Here is a 26,744-nt window from a genome sequence, read left to right as displayed (position 1 = left end):
TCGCGCATGACGCGGCGTGCCCGGGTTGACGCTGAGCTGGTCCGTCGCGGCTTGGCACGTTCACGACAGCAGGCCGCCGAACTCATCGGCGCAGGCCGGGTCAGCATCGACGGCATGCGGGCGGTCAAACCCGCCACCGCGGTGGCCGTCACCGCCAACCTCACCGTCGACGCCAGTGACGAGCGCACCTGGGTGTCCCGCGGCGCCCACAAGCTGATCGGTGCCCTGGACGCCTTCGGCATCGACCCGGCCGGGCGGCGGTGCCTGGACGCCGGTGCATCGACCGGGGGCTTCACCGAGGTGCTGCTGGACCGTGGCGCGACCGAAGTCGTGGCCGTCGACGTCGGTTACGGGCAGCTGGCCTGGTCGCTGCGCTCGGATCCGCGGGTGACTGTCATCGAGCGCACCAACGTCCGTGATCTGACGCCGGAGGCGATCGGCGGCCCCGTCGACCTCGTGGTGTCGGACCTGTCGTTCATCTCGCTGTCCACGGTGCTGCCCGCACTGACTGCCTGCGCGTCGGCGCGCGCCGATATCGTTCCCATGGTGAAGCCACAGTTCGAGGTCGGGCGCGAGCAGGTCGGCGCCGGTGGTGTGGTGTCGGATCCGGCGCTGCGGACCGCCGCGGTGTTGGCCGTCGCCGCCCGCGCCGGTGAGCTCGGTTGGCAGACGGTCGGCGCCACCGCGAGCCCGCTGCCCGGCCCGTCGGGCAATGTCGAATACTTTCTCCTGCTGCGTGCCGAAACGGACAGTGGGTTGCACGGAGACGAACTGGACGCCGCGGTACGCCGCGCCGTCGCGGAAGGACCGCAATGACTTCAGAGCGGGCGATCCTGCTCGTCGTGAACAATGGCCGCGACGAAGCCACCGAGACGGCTCGCCGGGTGGAAAAGGTGTTGGGCGACAACGGCATTACGCTGCGGTTGCTGTCCGCCGAAGCTGTCGACCGGGCCTCGCATTTCGATCCCAACGACATGCAGGCGGTGGGCTCGACCACCGAGGTGGTCGACGCCGACGCCAATGCGGCCGTCGGGTGCGAGCTGGTGCTCGTCCTCGGCGGTGACGGAACCTTCCTGCGGGCCGCCGAATTGGCGCGCAACGCCGAGATCCCAGTCCTCGGCATCAACCTCGGCCGCATCGGCTTTCTCGCCGAGGCCGAAGCCGAAGCCATCGACACCGTCCTCGAACACGTCGTCGACCGCAGCTACCGCGTCGAGGAACGGATGACGCTCGATATCGCCGTACGGGCCAAGGGAGAGGTCATCACTCGCGGGTGGGCGCTCAACGAGGCCAGCCTCGAAAAAGGTGCGCGGCTCGGGGTGATCGGTGTCGTCCTGGAGATCGACGGACGGCCGGTTTCGTCCTTCGGTTGCGATGGTGTGCTGGTGTCGAGCCCCACCGGGTCGACCGCCTACGCGTTCTCCGCCGGCGGGCCGGTGGTGTGGCCGGACCTGGAGGCAATCATCGTGGTGCCGAACAATGCCCACGCGTTGTTCGCGCGTCCGATGGTCACCAGCCCTACCGCGCTGATCGCGATCGAGATCGAGGACGACAGCCACGAGGCGCTGGTGTTCTGTGACGGCCGCCGCGAGATGCGGGTGCCGGCGGGCGGACGGCTCGAGGTGACCAAGTGCACGACACCGTTGAAGTGGGTGCGGCTGGACAGTGCGCCGTTCACCGACCGGCTGGTCCGCAAATTCCGCCTGCCGGTCACCGGCTGGCGGGGGCAGTGATCTGGCGATGCTGGCCGAGATTCGAATCGAGTCGCTGGGCGCGATCAGCGCCGCCACCGCGGAGTTCGACCGCGGCCTGACAGTACTGACCGGCGAGACCGGCGCCGGCAAGACCATGGTGGTGACCGGCCTTCATCTGCTGGGCGGTGCGCGCGCCGACGCCACCCGGGTACGGTCGGGCGCCGAACGGGCCGTCGTAGAAGGCCGTTTCGCCACTGCAGAACTCGACGACGCCACCGGCAAGCAGATCGACGAGATTCTCGATTCGTCCGGCGCCGACCGCGACGATGACGGCAGCATCATCGCCCTGCGGACCGTCAGCCGCGACGGGCCGTCGCGGGCCTACCTCGGTGGGCGCAGCGTGCCGGCCAAGTCGCTGTCGACGTTCACCGCCGAACTGCTGACGCTGCACGGCCAGAACGACCAGCTGCGACTGATGCGACCCGAGGAGCAGCGCGCCGCGCTGGACCGCTTCGCCGGGGTCGACGCCAAACTCGAGCGCTACCGGAAGCTGCGCGATCAGTGGCAGGTGGCCCGGCGCGATCTGGTCGACCGGACCAACCGGGCTCGGGAGCTGGCTCAGGAGGCCGACCGGCTGAAGTTCGCGCTCACCGAGATTGACGGCGTCGACCCGGCCCCGGGCGAGGATGAATCGCTGGTGGCCGACATCCGCCGGCTCTCCGAACTCGACGCGCTGCGCGAGGCCGTGGCCGGTGCTCGTGCCAACCTGTCGGCTGATGACCTCGCCGACGGCGAACCCCATTCGGCGACAGACACTTTGGGCCGCGCAGCGGCGCTGCTGCAGTCGACCGACGATCCCGCGCTGGGTGCGCTGTCCCGACAGCTCACGGACGCGTTGACCGTTGTCGGTGATGTCGCTCGCGAACTCGGTGACTTCCTGGGTGACCTGCCCGACGACGCCAGCGCTCTGGAGACCAAGCTGGCCCGCCAGGCGGAGCTGCGCAGCCTGATCCGCAAGTACGCCGCGGACGTCAACGGTGTGCTGGCGTGGGCCAAAGAATCCCGGGAACGCCTGGCGCAGCTCGACGTCTCCGAAGATGCGCTGGCCGGGCTGGCCCGTGCCGTCGACGAGCTGGCCGCTCAGGTGGCGACGTCCGCGCTCGAGCTGTCCAAGGCGCGCGCCAAGGCGGCGAAAGGCTTGGCCAAGGCGATCACCGCCGAGCTCACCGGGTTGGCGATGACGCATGCCGACTTCAGCGTCACGGTGTCGCTGATGCCGGCCCGCGAGGACGACAGCGCACCGCTGCGGTTGCCGTCCGGCGAGACCGTGCACGCGGGAAGCGAAGGTATCGACCTGGTCGAGTTCGGCTTCACCGCACACCGCGGCACCGACGTACTGCCGCTGAACAAGAGCGCGTCCGGCGGCGAGCTGTCCCGGGTGATGCTGGCCCTCGAGGTGGTGCTTGCCGCCTCGGCGGAGGGCACCACGATGGTGTTCGACGAGGTGGACGCCGGTGTCGGTGGCCGGGCCGCGGTGCAGATCGGCCGTCGGTTGGCGCGGTTGGCCCGCAGCCACCAGGTCATCGTCGTCACGCACCTGCCGCAGGTCGCTGCCTACGCCGACAGCCACCTCGTCGTCGACAGCGCCGGCAACGGAACCAGTGAGGTGCGGCGCCTGGACACCGAACAGCGGGTCGGTGAGCTCGCGCGGATGCTCGCGGGGCTCGGGGAGTCCGACACCGGCCGTGCGCACGCCCGTGAGCTGCTCGAGGCCGCGCAGGAGGAACGGCTCAGCTGAAGTCGTAACGCAGCAGATCGCGTGTCCGAACCGTGTTACTGCTGTGACAAAATGTGACTTGTGTGGCTGGTGTTACGGCGCGCCTCCGCGGATATCCGTCCGGTCGCCGACAGAATCCCAGCATGAAGATGTCAGCGCTTCTCTCCCGTAATACCGGTGCACGACCAGGAGTCACGGGCACCGCCCGCGTCGACCGCGACATCGACCGCCTGCTGCGTCGCATCGGCCCGGGCGACATCGTCGTGCTCGACATCCTCGACCTGGACCGGATGACCGCTGACGCTCTGGTCGACGCCAACATCGCCGGCGTCGTCAACGCCTCCCCGTCGATCTCGGGCCGGTACCCGAACCTCGGCCCGGAAGTGTTGGTGGCCAACAACATCACGCTGATCGACACCGCGGGTCCCGAGGTCTTCAAGAAAATCAAGGACGGCGCAAAGATCCGGCTGCACAACGGTGGGGTGTATGCGGGTGATCGCCGGCTGGCCCTGGGCGTGGAGCGCAGCGATGAAGAGATCGCCGACCTCATGCAGGACGCGAAGACGGGACTGGTCGCGCACCTGGAGGCTTTCGCGGGCAACACCATCGAGTTCATCCGCAGCGAGAGCCCGCTGCTGATCGACGGCATCGGCATTCCCGATATCGACGTCGACGTCTACCGCCGCCACGTCCTGGTGGTCGCCGATGGACCGGGCGCCGAGGATGACCTCAAAGCCATCAAACCGTTCATCAAGGAGTACCAGCCGGTGCTGATCGGTGTGGAGAGCGGCGCCGACCTGTTGCAGAAGAACGGCTACCGGCCCCAGCTGATCGTCGGCAACCCCGACCAGATGAGCGCCGATGTGCTCAAGAGCGGTGCGCAGGTGGTGCTTCCCGCCGACGCCGACGGCCACGCCAACGGCCTGGAGCGGATTCAGGATCTGGGCATCGGGGCGATGACGTTCCCCGCCGCGGGCTCCGCCGCCGACCTGGCGCTGTTGCTCGTCGACCACCACGGCGCCTCGCTGATCGTCACCGCCGGGCATTCGGCCAGCATCGAAGAGTTCTTCGACCGCTCGCGCCAGCAGAGCAACCCGTCGACGTTCCTCACCCGGCTGAAGGTCGGCGAGAAGCTGGTCGACGCGAAAGCCGTTGCCACGCTGTATCGCAACCACATCTCAGGTGGCGCGATCGCGATGCTGATCCTCGCGGTGCTGTTCGCCATCATCGCCGCCCTGTGGGTGTCGCGGGCCGACACCTTCGTCATCGACTGGATCGTGACCTATTGGAATCGCTTCTCGCTGTGGGTGCAGAGCTGGGTGACCTAGGCGTAGAGCAGAAAGGCTCATCGCTGTGATTTCGCTACGCCACCATGCCATTTCGCTGGCTGCGGTGTTCCTTGCGCTGGCCGTCGGTGTCTTCCTGGGCTCCGGCGTGCTCTCCGACACGCTGCTGTCCGGGTTGCGCGACGAAAAGCAGGATCTGAACAAGCAGATCACCTCGCTCACCGATCAGCGCAACGCGCTGAACGAAAAGCTCGGTGCGGCTGATGATTTCGACAAGCAGATGTCGGGTCGGATCGTCAAGGACGCGCTGGCCGGCAAGTCGGTGGTGCTGTTCCGCACCCCTGACGCCGACAACGACGACGTGGCGGCGATGAACCGGATCGTCGGTCAGGCCGGTGGCATCGTCACCGGCACGGTCGCGCTCACGAGGGAGTTCGTCGACGCGAACTCCGCGGAGAAGCTGCGCTCGGTGGTCAACTCGTCGATCGTGCCCGCCGGTGCGCAGCTGAGTACCACGCTGGTCGACCAGGGCTCACAAGCAGGTGACCTGCTCGGCATCGCGTTGCTGATCAACCGCAACCCCGCGATCCGCCCAGCCGACGACACCCAGCGCGACACCGTGCTGGCGGCGCTGCGCGACACCGGTTTCCTCACCTACCAGGGCGATCGCATCGGTGCGGCCAACACCGCCGTCGTCGTCACCGGGGGAGCGCTGGGTGACGATGCAGGCAACCAGGGCTCGACGGTCGCCCGCTTCGCCGCGGGAATGGCACCGCACGGGTCGGGGACGGTGCTCGCCGGGCGGGACGGCTCGGCCACCGGAACTTCTGCCCTGGCGGTGACCCGTGCCGATGCCGGTATGGCCGCCGATGTGACCACCGTCGACGACATCAGCGCGGAATCGGGCCGCATCACGACAGTGCTGGCCCTGCAGAACCTGATCAACGGCGCGCCGTCGGGCAAGTTCGGCATCGGGCCGGGCGCAGCTTCGGTCACCGTCCCGCAGTAACTCAGGGGTAACGAAGGCCACCCGCGTGTTAGCGCACGCTTGTCGGCGTCGGTGTTAGGGTGAGATTCCGTGGGTAGGCAGGCCCAGGCAGTTCACAGCGATCCCCTGCCCGACGTCACGGAGGTTGCTCTTGCCCCCATTGCGCAAGCACCCGCAGACCGCTACCAAGCATCTCTTCGTCAGCGGTGGAGTTGTTTCGTCGCTCGGCAAGGGTCTGACCGCCAGCAGCCTCGGTCAGTTGTTGACCGCACGCGGTCTGCAGGTGACGATGCAGAAGCTCGACCCCTATCTGAACGTGGACCCGGGAACGATGAACCCGTTCCAGCACGGCGAGGTCTTCGTCACCGAGGACGGCGCGGAGACCGACCTCGACGTCGGTCACTACGAACGCTTCCTAGACCGCAACCTGTCCGGGTCGGCCAATGTGACCACCGGGCAGGTGTATTCGTCGGTGATCGCCAAGGAGCGTCGCGGCGAGTACCTCGGCGACACCGTGCAGGTCATTCCGCACATCACCGACGAGATCAAGGGCCGCATCCTGGCGATGGCCGAGCCCGACGCCGCGGGCAACCGTCCCGACGTGGTGATCACCGAGATCGGTGGGACCGTCGGTGACATCGAGTCGCTGCCGTTCCTGGAAGCCGCACGCCAGGTGCGCCATGAGGTCGGCAGGGAGAACTGCTTCTTCCTTCACGTGTCCCTCGTGCCGTATCTCGCGCCGTCGGGTGAGCTGAAGACCAAACCCACCCAGCACTCGGTGGCCGCGCTGCGCAGCATCGGTATCAGTCCCGACGCGCTGATCCTGCGCTGTGACCGCGACGTACCGGAGCCGCTGAAGAACAAGATCGCGCTGATGTGTGACGTCGACATCGACGGGGTGATCTCCACCCCCGACGCGCCGTCGATCTACGACATTCCGAAGGTGCTGCACCGCGAGGAGCTCGACGCCTACGTGGTGCGCCGGCTCAATCTGCCGTTCCGCGACGTCGACTGGACGCAGTGGAACGACCTGCTGCGCCGGGTGCACGAGCCCAAGGAGACCGTGCGAATTGCGTTGGTGGGCAAATACGTCGACCTCTCCGACGCCTACCTCTCGGTGGCCGAGGCGCTGCGCGCCGGCGGATTCGCCCACCGCGCCAAGGTCGAGATGCGCTGGGTGGCCTCCGACGACTGCGAGACCGACAGCGGCGCTGCCGTTGCGCTGGGTGATGTGCACGGAGTCCTCATTCCCGGTGGGTTCGGCATCCGCGGCATCGAGGGCAAGATCGGTGCGATCCGCCATGCCCGCCAGCGTGGACTGCCGGTGCTGGGCCTGTGCCTGGGCTTGCAGTGCATCGTGATCGAGGCCGCACGTTCGGTGGGTCTGGCCGAAGCCAACTCGGCCGAATTCGACCCGGACACACCGGATCCGGTGATCTCCACGATGGCCGATCAGCGCGACGCGGTCGCCGGTGACGCCGATCTGGGTGGCACCATGCGCCTGGGCGCCTACCCGGCGACGCTGGAAGTCGGTTCGATCGTCGCCGAGGCGTACGACTCGACGCACGTGTCCGAGCGTCACCGGCACCGCTACGAGGTCAACAACTCCTACCGCGACCGGATCGCCCAGAGCGGGCTGCAGTTCTCGGGCACCTCACCGGACGGTCATCTGGTCGAGTTCGTGGAGTACCCGCGCGACGTGCACCCGTTCCTGGTCGGCACGCAAGCCCATCCCGAACTGAAGAGCCGGCCCACCCGACCGCATCCGCTGTTCGTCTCGTTCGTCGGTGCGGCGATCGACTACAAGGCGGCCGAGCGGTTGTCCCTGGAGATCCCCGAGCAGCACTCCAACGGCAAGGAACGTCCGGATCAGTCGGCCCAGCCGCTGGCCGAGCAGGTTCCAGAGCACTCGGCTCGTGGCTGACCACGACTTCGAGACCGTCTCCTCCGAAACCGTTTACCGCGGAAGCATTCTCGCTCTGCGGACCGATCAGGTCCGCATGCCCGGCGGTCACACTGCCAAACGTGAAGTGGTCGAACACTACGGTGCGGTGGCGGTCGCCGCGGTCGACGACGCCTACCGGGTGGCCATGGTGTACCAGTACCGCCATCCGGTAGGCCGCCGGCTGTGGGAGTTGCCGGCCGGACTACTCGACGAACCGGGGGAGGATCCGGCGGCAGCCGCGGCGCGCGAGCTGCTCGAAGAGACCGGCCTCACCGCTGAGCACTGGAGCGTGCTGGTCGATTTGGTGTCCTCGCCGGGTTTCGCCGACGAAGCGTTACGGGTGTACCTCGCTCGGGGTCTGGTCGACGTCGGTCGTCCCGACGGCCACGACGAAGAAGCCGACATGGAGGTGCACTGGTTCGGTATCGAGGACGCCGCGCACAAGGTGCTGGCCGGTGAGATCGTGAATTCCACTGCAGCAGCAGGCATTCTGGCGACGTACGCCGCAGTCGTCGAGGGTAAGCCGACTCGGCCTGTCGATGCGCCGTGGCCTGATCGTTCGAAGGCGTTCGCCGCCCGCAAGGCCGGCTCATGACCACGTTCCGCCCGGCGTTGGACGGCCAGCTGCAGGGCTACCTCGACCACCTCACGATCGAGCGCGGGGTGGCCGCCAACACCATCAGTTCCTACCGGCGCGATCTGCGCCGCTACGTCGAGCACCTGCGCCTGCGTGGTATCGACGACCTGGCGGGGGTCACCGAGAACGACGTCAGCGAGTTTCTCGTGGCGCTGCGCCGCGGCGATCCCGACACCGGCGCTGTGCCGCTGTCGGCGGTCTCGGCCGCGCGCGCGTTGATCGCGGTGCGCGGGTTTCACCGGTTCGCCGCCGCCGAAGGAATCATCGGTGTCGACGTCGCCCGGGCGGTCAAGCCGCCCACACCGAGTCGCCGGCTCCCGAAGAGCCTCACCCTCGACGAGGTGCTGGCGCTGCTCGAAGGTGCCGGCGGGGACAGCCCGTCCGACGGGCCGCTCACACTGCGCAACCGCGCACTGCTGGAGCTGCTGTATTCCACGGGCGCGCGAATCTCCGAGGCTGTCGGCCTCGACGTCGACGACGTCGACACCGAAGCCCGATCGGTATTGCTGCGCGGCAAGGGCGGCAAGCAGCGCCTGGTGCCCGTCGGTCGCCCGGCCATCGCCGCCCTGGACGCCTACCTGGTGCGAGGCCGTCCCGACCTGGCGCGCCGGGGCCGCGGGCTCGGATCGTCCCCGGGTCGCTCCGCTCCTGCCCCAGGGCCGGCGATCTTCCTCAATGCCCGCGGCGGCCGGCTGTCGCGGCAGAGCGCCTGGCAGGTACTGCAGGACGCCGCCGAACGGGCCGGCATCTCCTCGGCGGTGTCGCCGCACACCCTGCGGCACTCCTTCGCCACCCATCTCCTCGACGGCGGCGCCGACGTCCGCGTCGTCCAAGAGCTGCTCGGGCACGCCTCGGTGACGACGACGCAGATCTACACGCTGGTCACGGTGCATGCCCTGCGGGAGGTATGGGCCGGCGCACATCCGCGCGCATGATGTCGCGGGTCTGCCTCTTGTGGAGCCGACACACCGTTAGACTTTCGCGGATGTTCGCCACGCCGCAGAAAAGCCTGATGACGGGGGGCACGGCGTGACCGACGAGGCAGACGAAGCCACACCGATCGGTCTCACCGGCCGCCCGCCCCGCCACATTCCCGAACCACAGCCGCTGACCTCGCACGGTCCGGCCACCGTCATCTCGATGTGCAATCAGAAGGGTGGGGTGGGCAAGACCACCTCCACGATCAATCTCGGGGCGGCGCTGGCCGAATACGGCCGCCGGGTGCTGCTGGTGGACCTCGATCCGCAGGGCGCGCTGTCGGCCGGGCTCGGCGTGCCGCACTACGAGCTGACCCACACCGTGCACAACCTGATGGTCGAGCCGCGGGTCAGCATCGACGAGGTGCTGATCAACACCCGGGTCAAGAACTTGGACCTGGTGCCCAGCAATATCGACCTGTCGGCCGCCGAGATCCAGCTGGTCAACGAGGTCGGCCGCGAGCAGACCCTGGCCCGCGCCCTGCACCCGGTGCTCGATCGTTACGACTATGTCCTCATCGACTGCCAGCCGTCACTGGGCCTGCTCACCGTCAATGCGCTGGCCTGCTCCGACGGCGTCGTCATCCCCACCGAATGCGAGTACTTCTCGCTTCGCGGGCTGGCGCTGCTCACCGACACCGTCGACAAGGTGAAAGAACGGCTCAATCCGCGGCTGACGATCAGCGGGATCCTGATCACCCGGTTCGACAACCGCACCGTCAACGCCCGTGAGGTCATGGCCCGGGTCCTGGAGCGCTTCGGCGACCTGGTGTTCGACACCGTCATCAGCCGCACCGTGCGCTTCCCCGAGACCAGTGTCGCCGGCGAGCCCATCACCACTTGGGCGCCGAAATCGGCTGGCGCACAGGCATATCGATCGTTGGCCCGCGAGGTCATCGACCGCTTCGGCAAGTGACCGAATCACCGGCACCCGAAAAGGGTTTCCGAGTCCGGCTGACCAACTTCGAGGGTCCGTTCGATCTCCTGCTGCAGCTGATCTTCGCCCACCGCCTCGACGTGACCGAGGTCGCGCTGCATCAGGTCACCGACGAGTTCATCGCCTACACCCGGGAGATCGGACCGGAACTCGAGCTCGACGAGACCACCACCTTCCTGGTGATTGCTGCCACACTGCTCGATCTCAAGGCCGCCCGGTTGCTTCCCGCGGGCGACGTCCACGATGAAGAGGATCTGGCGCTGCTGGAGGTGCGCGACCTGTTGTTCGCGCGCCTGCTGCAGTACCGCGCGTTCAAGCATGTCGCCGAGATGTTCGCCGAGCTGGAGGCCGCGGCCCTGCGGAGCTACCCCCGGGCGGTGGCCGTCGAGGAGCGCTTCGCCGACCTGCTTCCCGAGGTCATGCTGGGTGTCGACGCCGCCAGCTTCGCTGACATCGCGGCCGCTGCGTTCACCCCGCGACCGGTTCCCACCGTCGGCACCGAGCATTTGCACGCGCCTCAGGTGTCGGTGCCTGAACAGGCGGAGCGGCTGCTGGAGTTCCTGTCGGCGCGCGGGGTGGGGCAGTGGGCGTCGTTCAAGGAGCTGGTGGCCGACTGTGAGGCGCCGATCCAGATCGTCGGACGGTTCCTGGCGCTGCTCGAACTGTATCGGGCCAGGACGGTAGCATTCGAGCAGCCAGAACCACTTGGTGTGCTCCAGGTTTCATGGACCGGAGACCGGGTTGTCAACGAAGAGCTGGTCCGATCCGAGTGGGAAGAAGAACCGAACCAACCATGACCGACGACGCAGCCGACGTATCCGACGTGGATCTGGGGTCCGACGCGGAGCCCGATCTGGGTATCGACGTCGCCCACGCCGAGATGGACGATGACGAGCTGGCCCGGGTGTTGGAGGCGCTGCTGCTGGTGGTGGACACCCCGGTCAACGCCGAGACCCTGGCCTCGGTGACCGAGCAGCCCGTGTATCGGATCACCGCCAAGTTGGAGGCCATGGCCGCGGAGTTGGCCGAGCGTGACAGCGGTATCGACCTGCGCGAGGCGGGCGGAGGCTGGCGGATGTACACCCGGGCCCGGTTCGCGCCTTATGTGGAGCGACTGCTGCTGGATGGGTCGCGCTCGAAGCTGACCAGGGCGGCATTGGAGACGCTCGCGGTCGTCGCCTACCGGCAGCCCGTCACCCGCGCTCGGGTCAGCGCGGTGCGCGGCGTCAACGTCGATGCGGTGATCCGCACCTTGGTGGCCCGCGGGTTGATCACCGAGGCGGGCACCGACGAGGACACCGGTGCGACGACGTTCGCCACCACCGAGTTGTTCCTCGAGCGGCTCGGCCTGTCGTCGCTGGGCGACCTGCCTGACATTGCACCGTTGCTTCCCGATGTCGACGTGATCGACGATCTGAGTGAAAACCTGGACGACGAGCCACGTTTCGCCAAACTGTCCGGTGGCTCGTCTGGCGAGGAACCGGCCTCTTTCGATGTGGACACCGATGCCTGAGCCAGAGGGAGTACGGCTGCAGAAAGTGCTGTCGCAGGCGGGCGTCGCCTCGCGGCGGGTGGCCGAGCGGATGATTACCGACGGCCGGGTGGAGGTCGACGGGCGCATCGTCACCGAGTTGGGGACTCGGGTCGATCCGGCCAACGCCGACATCCGGGTGGACGGCGCACGCATCGTCCTGGACGACTCGATGATGTACCTGGCGATCAACAAGCCCGTCGGCATGCATTCGACGATGTCGGACGACCGCGGGCGGCCGTGCATCGGTGATCTGGTGGAGCATCGAGTCCGCGGCAACAAGAATCTGTTTCACGTCGGTCGACTGGACGCCGACACCGAAGGTCTGCTGCTGCTGACCAATGACGGCGAGCTGGCGCACCGGTTGATGCATCCCTCGTTCGAGGTGCCGAAGACGTACCTGGCGACCGTAACCGGTTCGGTGTCAAAGGGTTTGGGTAAGACGCTGCGCGCCGGTATCGAACTCGACGACGGCCCGGTCGCGGTCGACGACTTCGCGGTGGTCGATGCGGTGCCGGGGAAGACATTGGTGCGGGTGACGCTGCACGAGGGTCGCAAGCGCATCGTGCGCCGGCTACTGGCGGCGGCGGGCTATCCGGTGGAGGCGCTGGTGCGGATCAGCATCGGTGAGGTGACGTTGGGGGAGCAGCGGCCGGGCAGTATCCGTGCGTTGACCCGCAAGGAAGTGGGCGATCTGTACAAGGCGGTAGGGCTGTGAGCCGATGCGTGGTGGCGGTCGACGGACCCGCTGGGACCGGAAAGTCTTCGGTGTCACGAGGATTGGCCCGTGCACTCGGCGCGCACTATCTGGACACCGGTGCGATGTACCGGCTCGTGACGCTGGCGATCCTGCGTGCCCGCATCGATCTGGCCAACGCTGAGGCTATCGCGGCGGCCTCCGATGTCCCCCTGTCGGTGGGCTCTGACCCGGATGTCGACCGGGCTTTCCTTGGCGACGAGGACGTGTCGGCCGAAATCCGTGGCGACGAGGTCACCCGCGCGGTGTCCGCGGTGTCGGCGGTCCCGCAGGTGCGCACCAGGATGGTCGCCATGCAGCGCGAATTGGCTTCGGGGACAGACAGTGTCGTCGTCGAAGGCCGAGACATCGGTACGGTTGTGCTTCCGGATGCCGACGTGAAGATCTTTCTGACCGCCTCGGCCGAGACGCGGGCGCGCCGGCGGAATGATCAGAACATCGCCGTCGGGCTGCCCGATGCGTACGAGACGGTGCTGGCGGATGTGATCCGGCGCGATCATCTGGACTCGACCCGCGCGGTGTCCCCGCTGCGCCCGGCCGAGGACGCCATCATCGTCGATACCAGTGACATGACCCAGGACGAGGTGGTGGGCCACCTGCTCGATCTGGTCGAAAAGCGAAGTGGTGCAGTGCGATGAGCGAGGACGGCACGTGGTCTGACGAAAGCGAATGGGAGCTTTCCGACGACGGGTTCGACGACGAGGACGAGGCCCTCGCGCCGCCGCCGGTGGTGGCGGTGGTCGGTCGCCCCAACGTCGGCAAGTCCACCTTGGTCAACCGGATCCTCGGCCGGCGCGAGGCCGTCGTGCAGGACCTGCCGGGGGTGACCCGCGACCGGGTCTCCTACGACGCCTCCTGGATCGGCCGGCGGTTTGTCGTGCAGGACACCGGCGGGTGGGAGCCCGACGCCAAGGGCTTGCAGCAGTTGGTTGCCGAGCAGGCCTCGGTGGCGATGCAGACCGCCGACGCGGTGATCCTGGTGGTCGACGCGACGGTCGGTGCGACCGCCGGTGACGAGGCGGCGGCGCGTATCTTGCGCCGGTCGGGTAAGCCAGTGTTCTTGGCAGCCAACAAGGTTGACAACGAGAAGGGCGAGGCCGACGCGGCCGCGCTGTGGTCGCTGGGGCTGGGGGAGCCGCACCCGATCAGCGCGATGCACGGTCGCGGGGTGGCTGATCTACTCGACCAGGTTGTCGAAGCTCTACCGACCGCGTCCGAGGTGGCTCATGCTGCCGGTGGACCGCGACGGGTTGCCTTGGTGGGCAAGCCCAATGTCGGCAAGAGTTCGCTGCTGAACCGGTTGGTTGGCGCGGAGCGTTCCGTGGTGCACGACGTCGCGGGCACGACCGTCGACCCGGTCGACTCGTTGATCGAATTGGGCGGCAAGACATGGTGTTTCGTCGACACCGCCGGGTTGCGCCGACGGGTCGGACAGGCCAGCGGCCATGAGTTCTATGCCTCGGTGCGCACACACAGCGCGATCGACACGGCCGAGGTGGTGATCGTGTTGATCGATGCGTCGCAACCGCTGACCGAGCAGGACCAGCGAGTGCTGTCGATGGTGATCGAGGCGGGCCGGGCGCTGGTGCTCGCGTTCAACAAATGGGACCTCGTGGACGAAGACCGGCGTTATCTGCTGGACAAGGAAATCGACCGCGAGTTGGCGCAGTTGCAATGGGCGCCCCGGGTGAATATCTCGGCCAAGAGCGGTCGAGCCGTGCAGAAACTGGTGCCGGCGATGGAGACCTCACTGGCGTCCTGGGACGCCCGCATCTCGACGGGGCAGCTCAACACCTGGATCAAGGAAGTGGTGGCGGCGACCCCGCCGCCAGTGCGTGGTGGTAAACAACCGCGGATCCTGTTCGCTACCCAGGCCACTGCCCGTCCGCCGACGTTTGTGCTGTTCACCAGCGGTTTCCTGGAGGCCGGCTATCGACGGTTCCTGGAGCGGCGGCTGCGTGAAACATTCGGTTTCGAGGGCACCCCGATCCGGATCAACGTGCGGGTGCGGGAGAAACGCAAGCTCAAGCCGCGTTGATTCGGCGGGTTTGACGGTATTTGATCGCCGCTGAGCATAGATTGCCGGGCATGGAGTTTGCCATCTCTTCTGCGCTCGCCAGGCGGCTGGCCTACGGGGTCGCCGGTTTGATAATCGCCACCGCGCCTGCCGTCGCCGCATTCACCGGAGCATTCGACGGTGCGCCGCGGGTGCTGGCCTGCTCGGAGACCGACACCGAGGACAGCTTTTCGATGAACTGCGCGCCGACGGTCATCCCTGACACCAGTGACATGTTGACCGAAGCCGAGGTCGCCGAACCCGGCTGGAACGGCGGTAACCACAGCGGCGGTGGGGGCGGCGGAGGTGGCGGCCACCGCTAACGCGTGAGCCCGCGGTTCCCGTACGTGTCGAAGTGGACCACGTCCTCGACGGGTTTGCGGGTCGTCGGGCCGTAGCGGCCGCGTGGCCAGCCGAGCGGGACCACGCAGATCGGTGTCACCGACAGCGGTAAGCCGAGGATCTTGCGGGCCGAGGTGACGTTCCACAGCGGCATGGTGATCAGTGATGCGCCCAGGCCCATCGCTCGGGCTGCGAGCAGGAGGTTCTGCACGCTGGGGTAGATCGACCCGAAGTACGACGTCTCGCCGACGAACGGCGTGGGGACGTAGGGGACGCGCGTGCCGCCGCGCAGGCAGGGGATCACCAGGACTGGGATCTCGCTGAAATGATCGACCTGCCACTCCACGGCCTTCAGGATCTTCAGCATCGACTCGTCGTTGGCCGCCTGCCGTCTGCCGAGCGCTCCGTAAATCGACCAGGGCTGGCGGTAGCGCTTGCCGAGTTGGTCTTTGACCTTTTGGTCTTTGACGACGATGAACTCCCAGTTCTGACCGTTGGATCCGGTGGGGGCTCGCAGGGCGAGTTCGATGCATTTGATGACGATCGCGTCGTCGACCGGGTCGGGTTTGACCCGCCGGATGGCTCGCTGAGTCATCATCGCGTCGAGCAGGGGCATGGAGAGGTTGGCCAGCGCCTCGTCGGTACTCGGAATCTCGCTCATGGGAACTGAGGCTAGGTGCCGCGGCGCCCGGGTGGTGCTGTGTGCTGGATCACGTTGTGGGCGAGCGGCTTTGATGGACCCTGCGGGCGACGTCGGTGATGAGCTGGTGCCCAGATAGGGTTTCGTGGTGTCCGTTGCCCACATGATCGTGATCGTCCTGGCCGGGATGGGGGCCGGCGCGATCAATTCGCTGGTCGGTTCGGGCACGTTGATCACTTTCCCGACGCTGGTGACCCTCGGCTTCCCACCCGTGACGGCGACGATGTCGAATGCGATCGGCCTGGTTGCCGGCGGGGTCTCGGGGACGTGGGGATATCGCAAAGAACTCGGCGGACAGTGGAATCGACTGCGGTGGCAGATCCCGGCATCGCTGATCGGGGCGGCGATCGGGGCGTTCCTGCTGCTGCATCTGCCGGAAAAGGTCTTCACCCAGATCGTGCCGGTGCTGTTGATCTTGGCGCTGGTGCTGGTCGTGATCGGGCCGCGGATCCAGGCCTATGCCCGCTCACGCGCGGAGGCGGCGGGGCGGTCGGCCGAGCATGTGTCACCCAAGCGGATGGTCGCGCTGGTGGCCGGGACGTTCGCGGTCGGCATCTATGGCGGCTACTTCACCGCCGCGCAGGGAATCCTGCTGATCGGCGTGATGGGCGCGCTGCTGCCCGAGGACATGCAGCGGATGAATGCGGCCAAAAATCTGCTGTCGCTGCTGGTGAACATTGTCGCGGCGGTCGGCTACACCGTGGTGGCGTTCGACCGGGTGAGCTGGGAAGCGGCCGGTCTGATCGCCGTCGGGTCGCTGGTCGGCGGATGGCTGGGCGCGCACTACGGTCGGCGGCTGTCACCGAACGTGCTGCGGGCGGTCATCGTGGTGGTGGGCCTGATCGGGCTGTACCGGTTGTTGACGGTGTGACTCTTGTGGCCGATTCGGGTCCGCGGCGCAGCCTACGGTAGGCTTTCGACGCTGCTTCCGACGTCGAGTCGGGGGCAACGGGCTGTGGCGCAGCTTGGTAGCGCACTTGACTGGGGGTCAAGGGGTCGCAGGTTCAAATCCTGTCAGCCCGACCGTGTGATGTCTCGAGACATCGGAATAGCTCTGAGCCTGCTTTGGGTTCAGGGCTTTTTCCGTTTGGGGCCTTTGGGGGCTCTGGTGGGTTGGTAGTCCCTGGTGGGGTCGAGGATGAGGTCGCGCAGTACTTCTCCGGTGGCGGCGTTGATGACGGTGATGTGGTGGTCTTGGGCCAGGATCAGGACGCGGGTTCGGTAGTGGTGGCGTCCGATGCCGATGTGGTGCAGGCGGCCGTTGACGCGCAGGGTGACTGACCCGGCTTGGTCGACGCGGTCGGTGCGCACGCGGTTGTGGGTGTCGATGCGGCTTGCTGGGTTGGCTTTGGGTCGGCTGGTGTAGATGGTGAACCACCCCAGGTTTTGTTCCTAGTTGGGCGCGAGGGCCGGGACTGGCTGGCTCGCGGGGTGTGAGGCGCCCCTGAGGGCGGCCTCGTACTCGGCTGGTGGAACGTAGCCGAGGGCTTCATGCAGGCGTTCCTGGTTGTACCAGGCCACCCATGCGGCGGTCGCCAGTTCGACGTCGTCGACGCCGCGCCACGGCTTGCCGCGGCGGATCACCTCGGTCTTGTAGGCGGCATTGACCGCCTCAGCGAGGGCGTTGTCGTAACTATCGCCACGCGACCCCACCGACGGCGCGATTCCGAGCTCGATCAGCCGGTCGGTATATGCGAGCGACAGATACTGGGAGAATTCAATCGGTCGATGCAACACCGGGGTTTTGGAGCGAGTGTAGCTGCTGTGCAAAGACTTCGGCGGGAGTCTTCCACCCGAGGACCTTGCGCGGTCTGTTGTTGAGCGTCAGCGCAACCGCTTCGAGGTCCTCTGCAGACCATCGTGATAGGTCAGTACCTTTCGGAAAGTACTGACGCAGAACACCATTAGTGTTCTCGTTGGTGGGTCGCTGCCACGGAGAGTGGGGGTCGGCGAAGAACACCTTCGTGCCGGTATCGAACGTGAACTGCGCGTGGGCGGCCAACTCTTTGCCGCGGTCCCAGGTGAGCGTTTGACGTAGCTGCGCGGGCAACTGCGCCAGCGATGCGGCCAGGGCGGCATTCATTGCCTCGGCGCCATATCCGCTCAACGCCGGCCCATTCTTCACCGGCGGTGTCAGCCCCCACCCCTCGAGGCGGGGAAGATGAACCAGCATCACCGAGCGGCTCTTGCGCTCCACGACTGTGCCGATTGCCGATCGGCCGGTGCCGATGATCAGGTCACCTTCCCAATGTCCAGGCACGGCGCGGTCGGCAGCTTCGGCAGGGCGCTTGCTGATCACGACATCCGCGCTGACGTGCCCCTGCGGTTTGTTCCGCATCCGGCCTCTCGGAACCCGCAGCGCACGGCCAGTTCGCAAGCATGCAACCAACTCTCGTTTGAGCGCCCCGCGCCCTTCGATGAACAGTGATTGATAGATCGCCTCGTGACTGATCCGCATGGAATCATCATCAGGGAAATCCAGCGGTAAGCGGTGTGCAATCTGCTCCGGGCTCCACGCCGTCGCCCAACGCCGGTCTTGTCGATGAGGCTTGTTGCGCCCCCTCCAGGCTCGGGTCTGCGGACCCGCAACGATGGTGCCGTCGGGCCGGCGAACGCTGCCATCGAGTCGCTGCTGCACATACTCACGCAACCGGTGGTTGACCGCGAGTTTCGCGGCTTTCGGGCGCTTCGCCGCTTGCTGGGCCTTCCACTGCGCCACCCCTGCGCGATAGACCTGCTGACCACTGCGGGTGGCCGCGTTGCGCCGCAGTTCCCGAGAGACCGTCGAGGGGTCACGGTCGATCTCGCGGGCGATCTCACGCACGCCGGCACCCTGCGCGCGCAGCAGAGCGATCTCCTCCCGCTCGGCAAACGACAGATACCGGCCCGTAGGCTCATCCAAATCAATCGGTGACATGCCGCCAGCGTGGCGGAACCACCGCTGTGCCACTGGAGATGACACGCCAACTTCTGCGGCAGCACCGTCGGTCGAGGCTCCCTGGGCGATCAGCCGCCAGAACCGGCGCTGCACCGCACGCGAGGGCTCCGGTCGCCCTGGTGAGCGCATCGCGGGCCGCAACGCACGATCAGCCGCCCACTGACGCCGCCTGCCAACATCTTTCGCTTCCTTGCGCTTGGCCACTCCGCACCTCCATCATCGAGGTGTTGCGACGACCAGTTGAATCCGCCCTGGGAACCGCGGTCGGAATGATGGACCAACTCAGATAGATCTGAGTTCGACTGCCACACCGCATGATTGAATGCCTGCAGCGGGAGATCTTCAGTGCGCATCGTGGTTGAGACTGCCCATCCGACGATTTTGCGGGTGCATACATCGGTGACGAACGCGGTGTAACAGAATCCCTGCCAGGTACGCACGTAGGTGATGTCAGCAACCCATAGCCGATTCGGCGTAGCGGCGCTGAACTGGCGGTTGACCAGATCGGCCGGCCGCACATCGGCCGGATCGGTGACCGTGGTGAACACCGGTTTGCCCCGCTGCACACCGCGCAACCCGGCCTTGTGCATCAGCCGGCGGGTTTGTTCGCGGCCCAGGTGCCAGCCGCGGCGTTTCATCGCTGCATGCATCTTCTTGACGCCGTAGACCGAGAAGTTGTCCTTGTGCACGGTGCGCAGGTCAGCGATCAGCTGTTCATCGCGGATCTCGCGATCTGATGCTGGACGCACTCGAGCAGCGCGGTAGCCACGTGCGGTGAGAAACCCCGGGATTGCTGCCCGTAGGACACGGCAGATGAGCTCGACCCCGAACTGATCGCGATGTGCATCGATGAAGGCGATCATTTCGTCACGGGGCGGTCGAGCTCCGCTGCGAAAAACGCAGACGCTGACTTCAATAGTTCATTGGCTCTGCGAAGTTCGGCTACTTCACGCTTGAGCTTACGGATCTCGGCGTGCTCAGAGCTGGTCGTTCCGGGGCGCTCTCCGGCATCGACTTGGGCCTTGCGTCGCCACCGACGCACTGATTCCTCCGAGATACCGAGTTTGCTGGCCACCGACTTGATGGCCTCAAACTCAGAAATATCCGAGGCTTCCATCGTCGTGTCCAACAACCGCAACGCACGATCACGAAACTCCGGCGAATACTGACGGGGCATGCTCCTGATCCTCCTATAAAGATCGGAACAAAACCTGGGGTGCTTCATGGTGGCGGGGGTGGCCCGGTGGGGTAGTGATCGGTGTGGGCGGCGGTGGTTGTACTCGTCGACGAAGGCGTCGATCTGGGTTTGCAGCTCGGTGATGCTGGCCGCGGGTGGTTGCTTGGTGAGTGCTTTTTTGAGGGTTTGGTGGAAGCGCTCGACTTTCCCGCAGGTGGTGGGGTTGAATCGCCCTGGATCTCCCAGAGGCTCGGGCTATTGGATTCCGACCAGGGGTTGGTCAGTCCTTTGTGCATCGTAGAACGCGGCTTCGAATTCGGTGGGTGGGATGTCGCCGAGGTAGCTGTGTAGCCGGCTGGTGTTGTGCCAGTACACCCAGCTCAGCGTGGCCAGTTCTACGTCCTCGACGGTCTTCCAGGGTCCGGTGCGGGCAGGGCCGTAGATCAGTTCGGCCTTGTAATAGCCGTTGACCGTCTCGGCGAGAGCGTTATCGAAACTGTCTCCGACGGTGCCGATCGAGGGCACGGCCCCGATCTCGGCGAGCCGCTCGCCGTAGCGGATAGAGGTGAACTGGGAGAATTCAATCGGTCGATGCAACACCGGGGTTTTGGAGCGAGTGTAGCTGCTGTGCAAAGACTTCGGCGGGAGTCTTCCACCCGAGGACCTTGCGCGGTCTGTTGTTGAGCGTCAGCGCAACCGCTTCGAGGTCCTCTGCAGACCATCGTGATAGGTCAGTACCTTTCGGAAAGTACTGACGCAGAACACCATTAGTGTTCTCGTTGGTGGGTCGCTGCCACGGAGAGTGGGGGTCGGCGAAGAACACCTTCGTGCCGGTATCGAACGTGAACTGCGCGTGGGCGGCCAACTCTTTGCCGCGGTCCCAGGTGAGCGTTTGACGTAGCTGCGCGGGCAACTGCGCCAGCGATGCGGCCAGGGCGGCATTCATTGCCTCGGCGCCATATCCGCTCAACGCCGGCCCATTCTTCACCGGCGGTGTCAGCCCCCACCCCTCGAGGCGGGGAAGATGAACCAGCATCACCGAGCGGCTCTTGCGCTCCACGACTGTGCCGATTGCCGATCGGCCGGTGCCGATGATCAGGTCACCTTCCCAATGTCCAGGCACGGCGCGGTCGGCAGCTTCGGCAGGGCGCTTGCTGATCACGACATCCGCGCTGACGTGCCCCTGCGGTTTGTTCCGCATCCGGCCTCTCGGAACCCGCAGCGCACGGCCAGTTCGCAAGCATGCAACCAACTCTCGTTTGAGCGCCCCGCGCCCTTCGATGAACAGTGATTGATAGATCGCCTCGTGACTGATCCGCATGGAATCATCATCAGGGAAATCCAGCGGTAAGCGGTGTGCAATCTGCTCCGGGCTCCACGCCGTCGCCCAACGCCGGTCTTGTCGATGAGGCTTGTTGCGCCCCCTCCAGGCTCGGGTCTGCGGACCCGCAACGATGGTGCCGTCGGGCCGGCGAACGCTGCCATCGAGTCGCTGCTGCACATACTCACGCAACCGGTGGTTGACCGCGAGTTTCGCGGCTTTCGGGCGCTTCGCCGCTTGCTGGGCCTTCCACTGCGCCACCCCTGCGCGATAGACCTGCTGACCACTGCGGGTGGCCGCGTTGCGCCGCAGTTCCCGAGAGACCGTCGAGGGGTCACGGTCGATCTCGCGGGCGATCTCACGCACGCCGGCACCCTGCGCGCGCAGCAGAGCGATCTCCTCCCGCTCGGCAAACGACAGATACCGGCCCGTAGGCTCATCCAAATCAATCGGTGACATGCCGCCAGCGTGGCGGAACCACCGCTGTGCCACTGGAGATGACACGCCAACTTCTGCGGCAGCACCGTCGGTCGAGGCTCCCTGGGCGATCAGCCGCCAGAACCGGCGCTGCACCGCACGCGAGGGCTCCGGTCGCCCTGGTGAGCGCATCGCGGGCCGCAACGCACGATCAGCCGCCCACTGACGCCGCCTGCCAACATCTTTCGCTTCCTTGCGCTTGGCCACTCCGCACCTCCATCATCGAGGTGTTGCGACGACCAGTTGAATCCGCCCTGCGACCCCGCATCAGAGTGACATCTCAAGCCCAGCAACGTACTTCCCCGCGACCACCGGGCCATCTCCAACGCATCGAGAACCATCGAGGTGCGCATGTTGCTGGCCACTCGCCACCCCACGATCATCCGCGAATGCGCATCGACAATGAAGCACACATACGCCACACCGGCCCAGGTCGGCACGAACGTCAGATCGGTAACCCAGAGCTGGTTGGGCGCGGTTGCGGTGAAGTCGCGCTTGACCAGATCCGGGTGCCGCGGCGCACCCGGAGCGGGCTTGGTCGTGCGGACCTGTTTGCCGCGACGAACCCCTTCGATGCCGGTGGCCCGCATCAAGCGGGCCACCTGATCGCGACCGACGTCGTGGCCGGCCCGGCGGGCGGTTTTCCACAGCTTGCGGGCTCCATAGACGCAGTAATTGTCCTTCCAGAGCTGGCGCAACGCCGGCCCCAGCACAGCGTCACGCTGCGCCCGCACCGATGGCCGGCGGCTCTTGGCGTCGTAGTAGGTGCTCGGGGCCACCTGCAGGCCTGCGCTGCGCAGGACGGTGCAGATGGGCTCGACCCCGAACGCCTCCCGGTTGGCGTCGATGAAGGCCACTATTTCTTGTGTTGGCGGTCGAGCTCCGCCCCGAAGAAACTCGCCGCACGCTTCAGAATTTCGTTGGCCCGCTTGAGTTCTCGAATCTCTTGCTCGAGTTCTTTCACCTTCGCAGATTCCGTTGTCGTCACACCCGGTGCGTGGCCGTCATCGATGTCGGCCTGGCGCACCCAGGAGCGCACCGATTCCATCCCGTACCCGAGCTGGCGGGCCACCCGCGCCACCGTGCCCTGCTCGGTCCCCAGCTCTTCGCGCAGCGTGCGGACCATACGCACCGCCGCGGCCTTCTCCTCTGAGCTGTAACGGCGCGTCGTGGGCTTCCCGGGCGACTGTTCCTTCGGCATACCTGCATCCTCGTTTCCAAGGTCAGGAGCCTCCAACATTTCCAGGGCGATTCAGGTGGTTGGGGGTGGAGTTGATTTGGCGGACTTGCAGGTGGCGCAGCTCGGCTTCGAAGTGGTTGCGTCCGCCTTTGCCGCCGGCGAGGCGGGTGGTGAACACCATGCCGTTGTCGGTCAGTGTTGAGTATGGGATGCCATGGTGGGCAACGGCTTTGCGGAATTCGTCGAGGACGATGGGCCCGGTGACGCGGCGGTGGGCGGTCACGGATAGGGCGTAGCGGGAGTGGTCGTCGATCCAGCACAGGATCTCGGTGTGGGTGCCATCGGTGAGCCACCAGTGGGTGAAGTCGGCTTGCCAGCGTTCGTTGGGTTGTTCGGCGGCGAAGCGGATGTAGGAAGTCTTGGGTCGTTTACGCGGGTTGGGTTCGACCAGGCCGGCGGCGTGGAGGTGTCGGCTGATCGAGGCTGCCGACACGATCAGTTGGTGGTGGTGTTGTAGGTGCCAGGCGATGGTGTGCGGACCGTTGTCGAGGCCTTTGCCGGCCAGGGTGGCGCGCAATTCGATGATCAGATCGATGGTGGCCTGCGGTAGTCGGGTGGGGCTGCTGTGGGGCCGGCGTGAGCGAGGTTTGAACGCTGCCTCGCCTTCTTCGGTGTAGCGGGCGATGAGCCGGGAGATCCAGCCCTGCGATACCCCGTAATCCCGGGCGACCTGCGACTGTGAGCGGCCCTCAACAAGCACCGCGGTGATGACCAACCGAGCCTTCGACACCAGCCGAAACTGGCCCACCACCTATTCCGATGTCTTGAGACACCCCATTCCGATGTCCTGAAACACCACACTGTCAGCCCGACCGAACGAAAAGCTCGCTGGCGAAAGCCGAGCGAGCTTTTTCTATGTGGTGGAGATGACGCGGGGAGCCGAGGAGATCCCGTCCCTGTAAGTGCGACACAGAACCGTAGGTTTCGGCCTGCTCAATTGCGCATCGGCGGGTTGCTCTTGCCGTAACAGCGCCAACGCATGGCTAATGCGTCAGCGTTTAAAAGGTGGCGCCGTATGTCGGCTGCCAGGTGAATGGGACCACTTCAGAGCTGGTTTTGCCATGAGCATGGGACCACCTGTTTGCCATTGATGGGACCACCTGGCTGGCTGGTTTGCCAGTTATGGGACCACCCCGGCGTGGCGTGGGTTCTTCCGGTTGTTGGGCCGCTGTATTGACCCAATGAGCTACCGGGAGGTATCGGTGATCGAGATCGTGGAAATGCTGCGGCTGTGGCTGCAGGGATTGGGGTTGCGGGAGGTGGCCCGGCTCTCGGGCATCGACCGCAAAACGGTGCGACGCTACGTCGACCGAGCCCGTGCCAGCGGGCTGGACCGTGACGGCGGGCCTGATCAGCTCACCGATGAGTTGATCGGCGCGGTAATTGCCGGGGTGCGTCCGCACCGGCCGGCCGGCAAGAGCCTGGCGTGGGAGACGATCGCTGCAGAGCATGAGCAGATCAAGGGCTGGCTCAAAGACGGATTGACGCTGACCAAGATCCACACGCTGCTGGGGCGCCGCGGTGTGGTGGTGTCGTATCGGACGCTGAATCGTTACGCCACAACGGAATTGGATTTCGGCCGGCGTCAAGCCACGGTGCCGGTGGCCGATTGCGAACCGGGTGCGGAGGTGCAGGTCGACTTCGGTCGCCTCGGGATGCTCACCGACGCCGCCGATGGCCGGCGCCGAGTCGTGCAGGGATTGATCTTCACCGCGGTGTATTCGCGGCACATGTTCGTCTGGCCCACCTACCGCCAGAGTTTGGCCGAGGTGATCGCCGGGTTCGAAGCGGCGTGGGTGTTCTTCGGCGGAGTGTTCGCGGTGGTGATCCCCGACAACATGAAAGCCATCGTCACCACCGCGCACGCGACCGAGCCCCGGCTCAACGACTCCTTCCGTGAGTACGCGCAGGCGCGGGGGTTCGCCGTCGACCCGGCGCGGGTCCGCAGCCCCAAAGACAAGCCGCGGGTGGAACGCATGGTGTCCTACGTGCGGTCGAATTTCTATGCCGGAGAAGCATTCCGGGATCTCGACGACTGCCGCAACCGCGCCGAGCTGTGGTGTTCAGACATCGCCGGGCTGCGCATCCACGGCACCACCCGCCTGCGCCCGGCAGAGGTGTTCGCCGCCGATGAGTTGCCCGCACTCAAGCCCGTGCCTGAGACGGTGTTCGACGTTCCAGTCTGGACGCACCCCAAGGTGGCACCCGACCGCCACGTGCAGGTGGCCAAGGCGCTCTACAGCGTGCCCGGAGAGCTGGTCGGCAAGCGCATCGAGGCCCGCGCTGATGCACACACGGTCAAGCTCTACTGGCGCGGTGAGCTGATCAAGGTGCACCCGGTCACGGCCCCGGGCCGCCGACACACCGATCCGGCTGACCTTCCCTCGGAGGTGTCGGTCTATGCCATGCGGGATCTGGATGCCCTGCAGCGCAAAGCTGCCGCCCAGGGCACCCATGTCGGCGTCTACGCCGCCGCCGTGCTCGAACACCCGTTGCCGTGGACCAAGATGCGTCAGGTCTACCGGCTGCTGGGGCTGGTGCGCCGCCACGGCCCCGACGCTGTTGACGACGCGTGCCGGCGCGCCCTGGACGCCGAGGTAATCGATGTCGGGCTGATCGAGCGGATCCTGACCCGCGGGGGCGGTGAACAACTACCCCTGATACCCACACCGCCCGGGGCGGCGTCGCGGTTCGTCCGCGACGGCTCGGATTTCGCGGTGCGCAGGCCCTCATGAGCACCCAACGTCCCGACACCAGCCCGGCGGTCAAACCGATCGAAGTCTCCGCTGAACTCAAAGCCCTGATGCGCCGCCTCAAGCTCGGCCAATTGCTCGACACGCTGCCCGAGCGGTTGGCGCTGGCCCGCACCAACCGGCTGCCCCATCACGACTTCCTGGAATTGTTGTTCGCCGATGAGGTCACCCGCCGTGACCGCGAATCCGCGGCCCGCCGCGCCAAGGCCGCCCACCTCGACCCGGCGATGCAGCTCCAAGCCTGGGACGACTCCGCCGCCGTGGCGTTCGATCAACAGTTGTGGGCCGAGCTGACCTCACTGCGATTCCTCGCCGATGCCTACAACGTGCTCGTCATGGGGCCGGTCGGAGTGGGAAAGACGTTCCTGGCCAACGCCTTAGGGCACATCGCCGTACGCAAACATCACAGCGTGCACACCGAACGGGCCGACAAACTGTTCAAACGCCTACGCGGGGCACGCCTGGACGGCAGCTACGAAGACGAAATGCGCAAACTGCACCGCGTCGATCTACTCATCATCGACGACCTCGCGCTGCACCGCCTGGAGGCCACCGAGACCACCGACTTCTACGAGATCATCGTCGAACGCCACCGCGCCGCATCGACGGTGATCACCAGCAACCGCGAACCACCCGAGATCCTGACCATGATGGCCGACCCGCTGCTGGCCCAATCGGCGATGGACCGACTGCAATCCGCGGCCTACGAACTCGTCGTCGAAGGCGAGTCCTACCGGCAACGCCAGAAACCAGGGACACCAAAGCCGGCCCCTCCGACTTCGTCGGATTGACCGGCAACCACCCCTTCGGCCACTATCAACGCACGGCCTGTAACCGGAACAACCCGGTCCCATGCTCATGGCAAACCAGAGGTCCCATCACCCTGGCAGGCGACAGCCGTACGGGCCGATCGCGCCCAATCTCCAACTTCCCCTGATCATTCCGGGGCCCATATGTCAGCGTTGGTGACAGTCAGCTACCGCGGTAGCAATCGTTGCACGGATTTGCCCATGCGTAGGTGGCTGCAGCTCGGTGCGGCGTCCGCCGGCATGGGGCGCGGTGCTGATCGGCTGGTCGCTGATCGGCTCCGGGCCGGTCTGTCCAGTGCAGACAGCGGCGCCGCGTCGTCGTCGCCTGGACCGGCCGCATCGTCGCCCGAGGCTGGTCACTCGGGCTCGGCGGCCCCGTCGCGCGCCGGCTCGAGGTCGACA

At 66.3% G+C, this 26,744-nt stretch carries 25 protein-coding genes, 1 tRNA gene, 4 pseudogenes and 2 other annotated features; of the genes and pseudogenes, 19 read left to right on the top strand and 11 right to left on the bottom strand.

Annotation, left to right across the window (positions count from 1 at the left end):
- Positions 1 to 6 precede the first annotated feature (6 nt).
- The 15 genes from K0O64_RS16955 to K0O64_RS16885 all read left to right on the top strand — a co-directional run bounded on the left by K0O64_RS16955 (position 7) and on the right by K0O64_RS16885 (position 14,908).
- Complete coding sequence (locus K0O64_RS16955; protein ID WP_096311617.1) at positions 7 to 816, top strand: TlyA family RNA methyltransferase; 810 nt, start codon at positions 7 to 9, stop codon at positions 814 to 816.
- Positions 813 to 1,733 (top strand): NAD kinase, encoded by a 921-nt coding sequence (locus K0O64_RS16950; RefSeq protein WP_071943985.1) that lies wholly within the window; start codon positions 813 to 815, stop codon positions 1,731 to 1,733. The genes K0O64_RS16955 and K0O64_RS16950 overlap by 4 nt, the downstream gene beginning before the upstream one ends.
- Positions 1,734 to 1,740: 7 nt before the next feature.
- The gene (gene recN, locus K0O64_RS16945) at positions 1,741 to 3,492 is read left to right on the top strand and encodes a DNA repair protein RecN (protein ID WP_096312888.1); all 1,752 of its coding nucleotides are present in this window, start codon (positions 1,741 to 1,743) and stop codon (positions 3,490 to 3,492) included.
- A gap of 122 nt (positions 3,493 to 3,614) precedes the next feature.
- Positions 3,615 to 4,799, top strand: a complete 1,185-nt coding sequence (gene steA, locus K0O64_RS16940) for a putative cytokinetic ring protein SteA (protein WP_096311616.1) — start codon at positions 3,615 to 3,617, stop codon at positions 4,797 to 4,799.
- 25 nt (positions 4,800 to 4,824) lie between these two features.
- Entirely contained in the window at positions 4,825 to 5,766 is a 942-nt protein-coding gene (locus K0O64_RS16935) for a copper transporter (protein WP_096311615.1), read from the top strand.
- Positions 5,767 to 5,896: 130 nt separating this feature from the next.
- Positions 5,897 to 7,669 (top strand): CTP synthase, encoded by a 1,773-nt coding sequence (pyrG, locus tag K0O64_RS16930; protein WP_096312887.1) that lies wholly within the window; start codon positions 5,897 to 5,899, stop codon positions 7,667 to 7,669.
- The gene (locus tag K0O64_RS16925; protein WP_071943995.1) at positions 7,662 to 8,285 is read left to right on the top strand and encodes an NUDIX domain-containing protein; all 624 of its coding nucleotides are present in this window, start codon (positions 7,662 to 7,664) and stop codon (positions 8,283 to 8,285) included. Before pyrG ends, K0O64_RS16925 begins: the two co-directional genes overlap by 8 nt.
- Positions 8,282 to 9,262, top strand: a complete 981-nt coding sequence (gene xerD / locus K0O64_RS16920) for a site-specific tyrosine recombinase XerD (RefSeq protein WP_096311614.1) — start codon at positions 8,282 to 8,284, stop codon at positions 9,260 to 9,262. The genes K0O64_RS16925 and xerD overlap by 4 nt, the downstream gene beginning before the upstream one ends.
- 94 nt (positions 9,263 to 9,356) lie before the next feature.
- Complete coding sequence (locus K0O64_RS16915; RefSeq protein WP_071943999.1) at positions 9,357 to 10,220, top strand: ParA family protein; 864 nt, start codon at positions 9,357 to 9,359, stop codon at positions 10,218 to 10,220.
- Complete coding sequence (locus K0O64_RS16910) at positions 10,217 to 11,038, top strand: segregation/condensation protein A (RefSeq protein ID WP_096311613.1); 822 nt, start codon at positions 10,217 to 10,219, stop codon at positions 11,036 to 11,038. The genes K0O64_RS16915 and K0O64_RS16910 overlap by 4 nt, the downstream gene beginning before the upstream one ends.
- Positions 11,035 to 11,754, top strand: a complete 720-nt coding sequence (gene scpB / locus K0O64_RS16905; RefSeq protein ID WP_164520090.1) for an SMC-Scp complex subunit ScpB — start codon at positions 11,035 to 11,037, stop codon at positions 11,752 to 11,754. The genes K0O64_RS16910 and scpB overlap by 4 nt, the downstream gene beginning before the upstream one ends.
- Complete coding sequence (locus tag K0O64_RS16900; RefSeq protein ID WP_071944005.1) at positions 11,747 to 12,490, top strand: pseudouridine synthase; 744 nt, start codon at positions 11,747 to 11,749, stop codon at positions 12,488 to 12,490. Before scpB ends, K0O64_RS16900 begins: the two co-directional genes overlap by 8 nt.
- Positions 12,487 to 13,167, top strand: a complete 681-nt coding sequence (gene cmk / locus K0O64_RS16895; RefSeq protein WP_071944007.1) for a (d)CMP kinase — start codon at positions 12,487 to 12,489, stop codon at positions 13,165 to 13,167. The genes K0O64_RS16900 and cmk overlap by 4 nt, the downstream gene beginning before the upstream one ends.
- Positions 13,164 to 14,567, top strand: a complete 1,404-nt coding sequence (gene der / locus K0O64_RS16890) for a ribosome biogenesis GTPase Der (RefSeq protein ID WP_071944009.1) — start codon at positions 13,164 to 13,166, stop codon at positions 14,565 to 14,567. The genes cmk and der overlap by 4 nt, the downstream gene beginning before the upstream one ends.
- 50 nt (positions 14,568 to 14,617) lie before the next feature.
- Positions 14,618 to 14,908, top strand: a complete 291-nt coding sequence (locus K0O64_RS16885; RefSeq protein WP_071944011.1) for a hypothetical protein — start codon at positions 14,618 to 14,620, stop codon at positions 14,906 to 14,908.
- Here K0O64_RS16885 and K0O64_RS16880 read toward each other — a convergent pair.
- Positions 14,905 to 15,588, bottom strand: coding sequence for a nitroreductase family protein (locus K0O64_RS16880; RefSeq protein ID WP_071944013.1), 684 nt, complete (start codon positions 15,586 to 15,588; stop codon positions 14,905 to 14,907). The two genes, K0O64_RS16885 and K0O64_RS16880, sit on opposite strands and share 4 nt — an antisense overlap.
- A gap of 142 nt (positions 15,589 to 15,730) precedes the next feature.
- Between K0O64_RS16880 and K0O64_RS16875 the strand changes: the two genes are divergently transcribed.
- Positions 15,731 to 16,498, top strand: coding sequence for a sulfite exporter TauE/SafE family protein (locus K0O64_RS16875; RefSeq protein ID WP_425574783.1), 768 nt, complete (start codon positions 15,731 to 15,733; stop codon positions 16,496 to 16,498).
- A 78-nt stretch (positions 16,499 to 16,576) separates the two neighbouring features.
- A tRNA-Pro gene (locus K0O64_RS16870) sits at positions 16,577 to 16,650 on the top strand.
- 48 nt (positions 16,651 to 16,698) lie between these two features.
- Here K0O64_RS16870 and K0O64_RS16865 read toward each other — a convergent pair.
- The 10 genes and pseudogenes from K0O64_RS16865 to K0O64_RS16820 all read right to left on the bottom strand — a co-directional run bounded on the left by K0O64_RS16865 (position 16,699) and on the right by K0O64_RS16820 (position 23,510).
- Complete coding sequence (locus tag K0O64_RS16865) at positions 16,699 to 16,938, bottom strand: hypothetical protein (protein ID WP_071944015.1); 240 nt, start codon at positions 16,936 to 16,938, stop codon at positions 16,699 to 16,701.
- 81 nt (positions 16,939 to 17,019) lie between these two features.
- Positions 17,020 to 17,343 (bottom strand): annotated as a pseudogene (locus tag K0O64_RS16860) (integrase core domain-containing protein); the annotation flags it as partial.
- Between the two features lies 1 nt (position 17,344).
- Positions 17,345 to 18,694: an IS30 family transposase gene (locus K0O64_RS16855; protein WP_225933475.1), complete on the bottom strand. Its 1,350-nt coding sequence runs from the start codon at positions 18,692 to 18,694 to the stop codon at positions 17,345 to 17,347.
- Positions 18,634 to 19,428, bottom strand: a complete 795-nt coding sequence (locus K0O64_RS16850) for an IS3 family transposase (RefSeq protein WP_096311611.1) — start codon at positions 19,426 to 19,428, stop codon at positions 18,634 to 18,636. The genes K0O64_RS16855 and K0O64_RS16850 overlap by 61 nt, the downstream gene beginning before the upstream one ends.
- Positions 19,351 to 19,467 (bottom strand) — a sequence feature (AL1L pseudoknot). Its footprint overlaps the gene before it by 78 nt.
- Positions 19,425 to 19,742, bottom strand: coding sequence for a transposase (locus K0O64_RS16845; RefSeq protein WP_071947130.1), 318 nt, complete (start codon positions 19,740 to 19,742; stop codon positions 19,425 to 19,427). (Overlaps the previous feature by 43 nt.) The genes K0O64_RS16850 and K0O64_RS16845 overlap by 4 nt, the downstream gene beginning before the upstream one ends.
- 126 nt (positions 19,743 to 19,868) lie before the next feature.
- Positions 19,869 to 19,988 (bottom strand): annotated as a pseudogene (locus K0O64_RS30375) (hypothetical protein); the annotation flags it as partial.
- Positions 19,989 to 19,997: 9 nt separating this feature from the next.
- Positions 19,998 to 20,318, bottom strand: a pseudogene (locus K0O64_RS16835) (integrase core domain-containing protein); the annotation flags it as partial.
- A 4-nt stretch (positions 20,319 to 20,322) separates the two neighbouring features.
- Entirely contained in the window at positions 20,323 to 21,672 is a 1,350-nt protein-coding gene (locus K0O64_RS16830; RefSeq protein ID WP_225933475.1) for an IS30 family transposase, read from the bottom strand.
- A gap of 122 nt (positions 21,673 to 21,794) precedes the next feature.
- A pseudogene (locus K0O64_RS16825) lies at positions 21,795 to 22,741 on the bottom strand (IS3 family transposase); the annotation flags it as partial.
- Positions 22,311 to 22,442: a sequence feature (AL1L pseudoknot), on the bottom strand. (Overlaps the previous pseudogene by 132 nt.)
- 22 nt (positions 22,742 to 22,763) lie before the next feature.
- Positions 22,764 to 23,510: a DDE-type integrase/transposase/recombinase gene (locus K0O64_RS16820; protein ID WP_164520088.1), complete on the bottom strand. Its 747-nt coding sequence runs from the start codon at positions 23,508 to 23,510 to the stop codon at positions 22,764 to 22,766.
- Between the two features lie 451 nt (positions 23,511 to 23,961).
- Between K0O64_RS16820 and istA the strand changes: the two genes are divergently transcribed.
- Both istA and K0O64_RS16810 read left to right on the top strand, forming a co-directional pair.
- Positions 23,962 to 25,515 carry an IS21 family transposase gene (gene istA / locus K0O64_RS16815; protein ID WP_071944019.1) on the top strand — a complete coding sequence of 518 codons (1,554 nt, stop codon included), beginning with the start codon at positions 23,962 to 23,964 and terminating at the stop codon, positions 25,513 to 25,515.
- The gene (locus K0O64_RS16810) at positions 25,512 to 26,324 is read left to right on the top strand and encodes an ATP-binding protein (protein ID WP_071944021.1); all 813 of its coding nucleotides are present in this window, start codon (positions 25,512 to 25,514) and stop codon (positions 26,322 to 26,324) included. Before istA ends, K0O64_RS16810 begins: the two co-directional genes overlap by 4 nt.
- The last annotated feature ends 420 nt before the right edge of the window (positions 26,325 to 26,744 follow it).

The sequence above is a fragment of the Mycolicibacterium pallens genome, from assembly GCF_019456675.1.
GTDB lineage: Bacteria > Actinomycetota > Actinomycetes > Mycobacteriales > Mycobacteriaceae > Mycobacterium > Mycobacterium crocinum.
The sequence above is the reverse complement of the archived record's forward strand: the minus strand, read 5'-3'. Positions and strand labels throughout refer to the sequence as shown.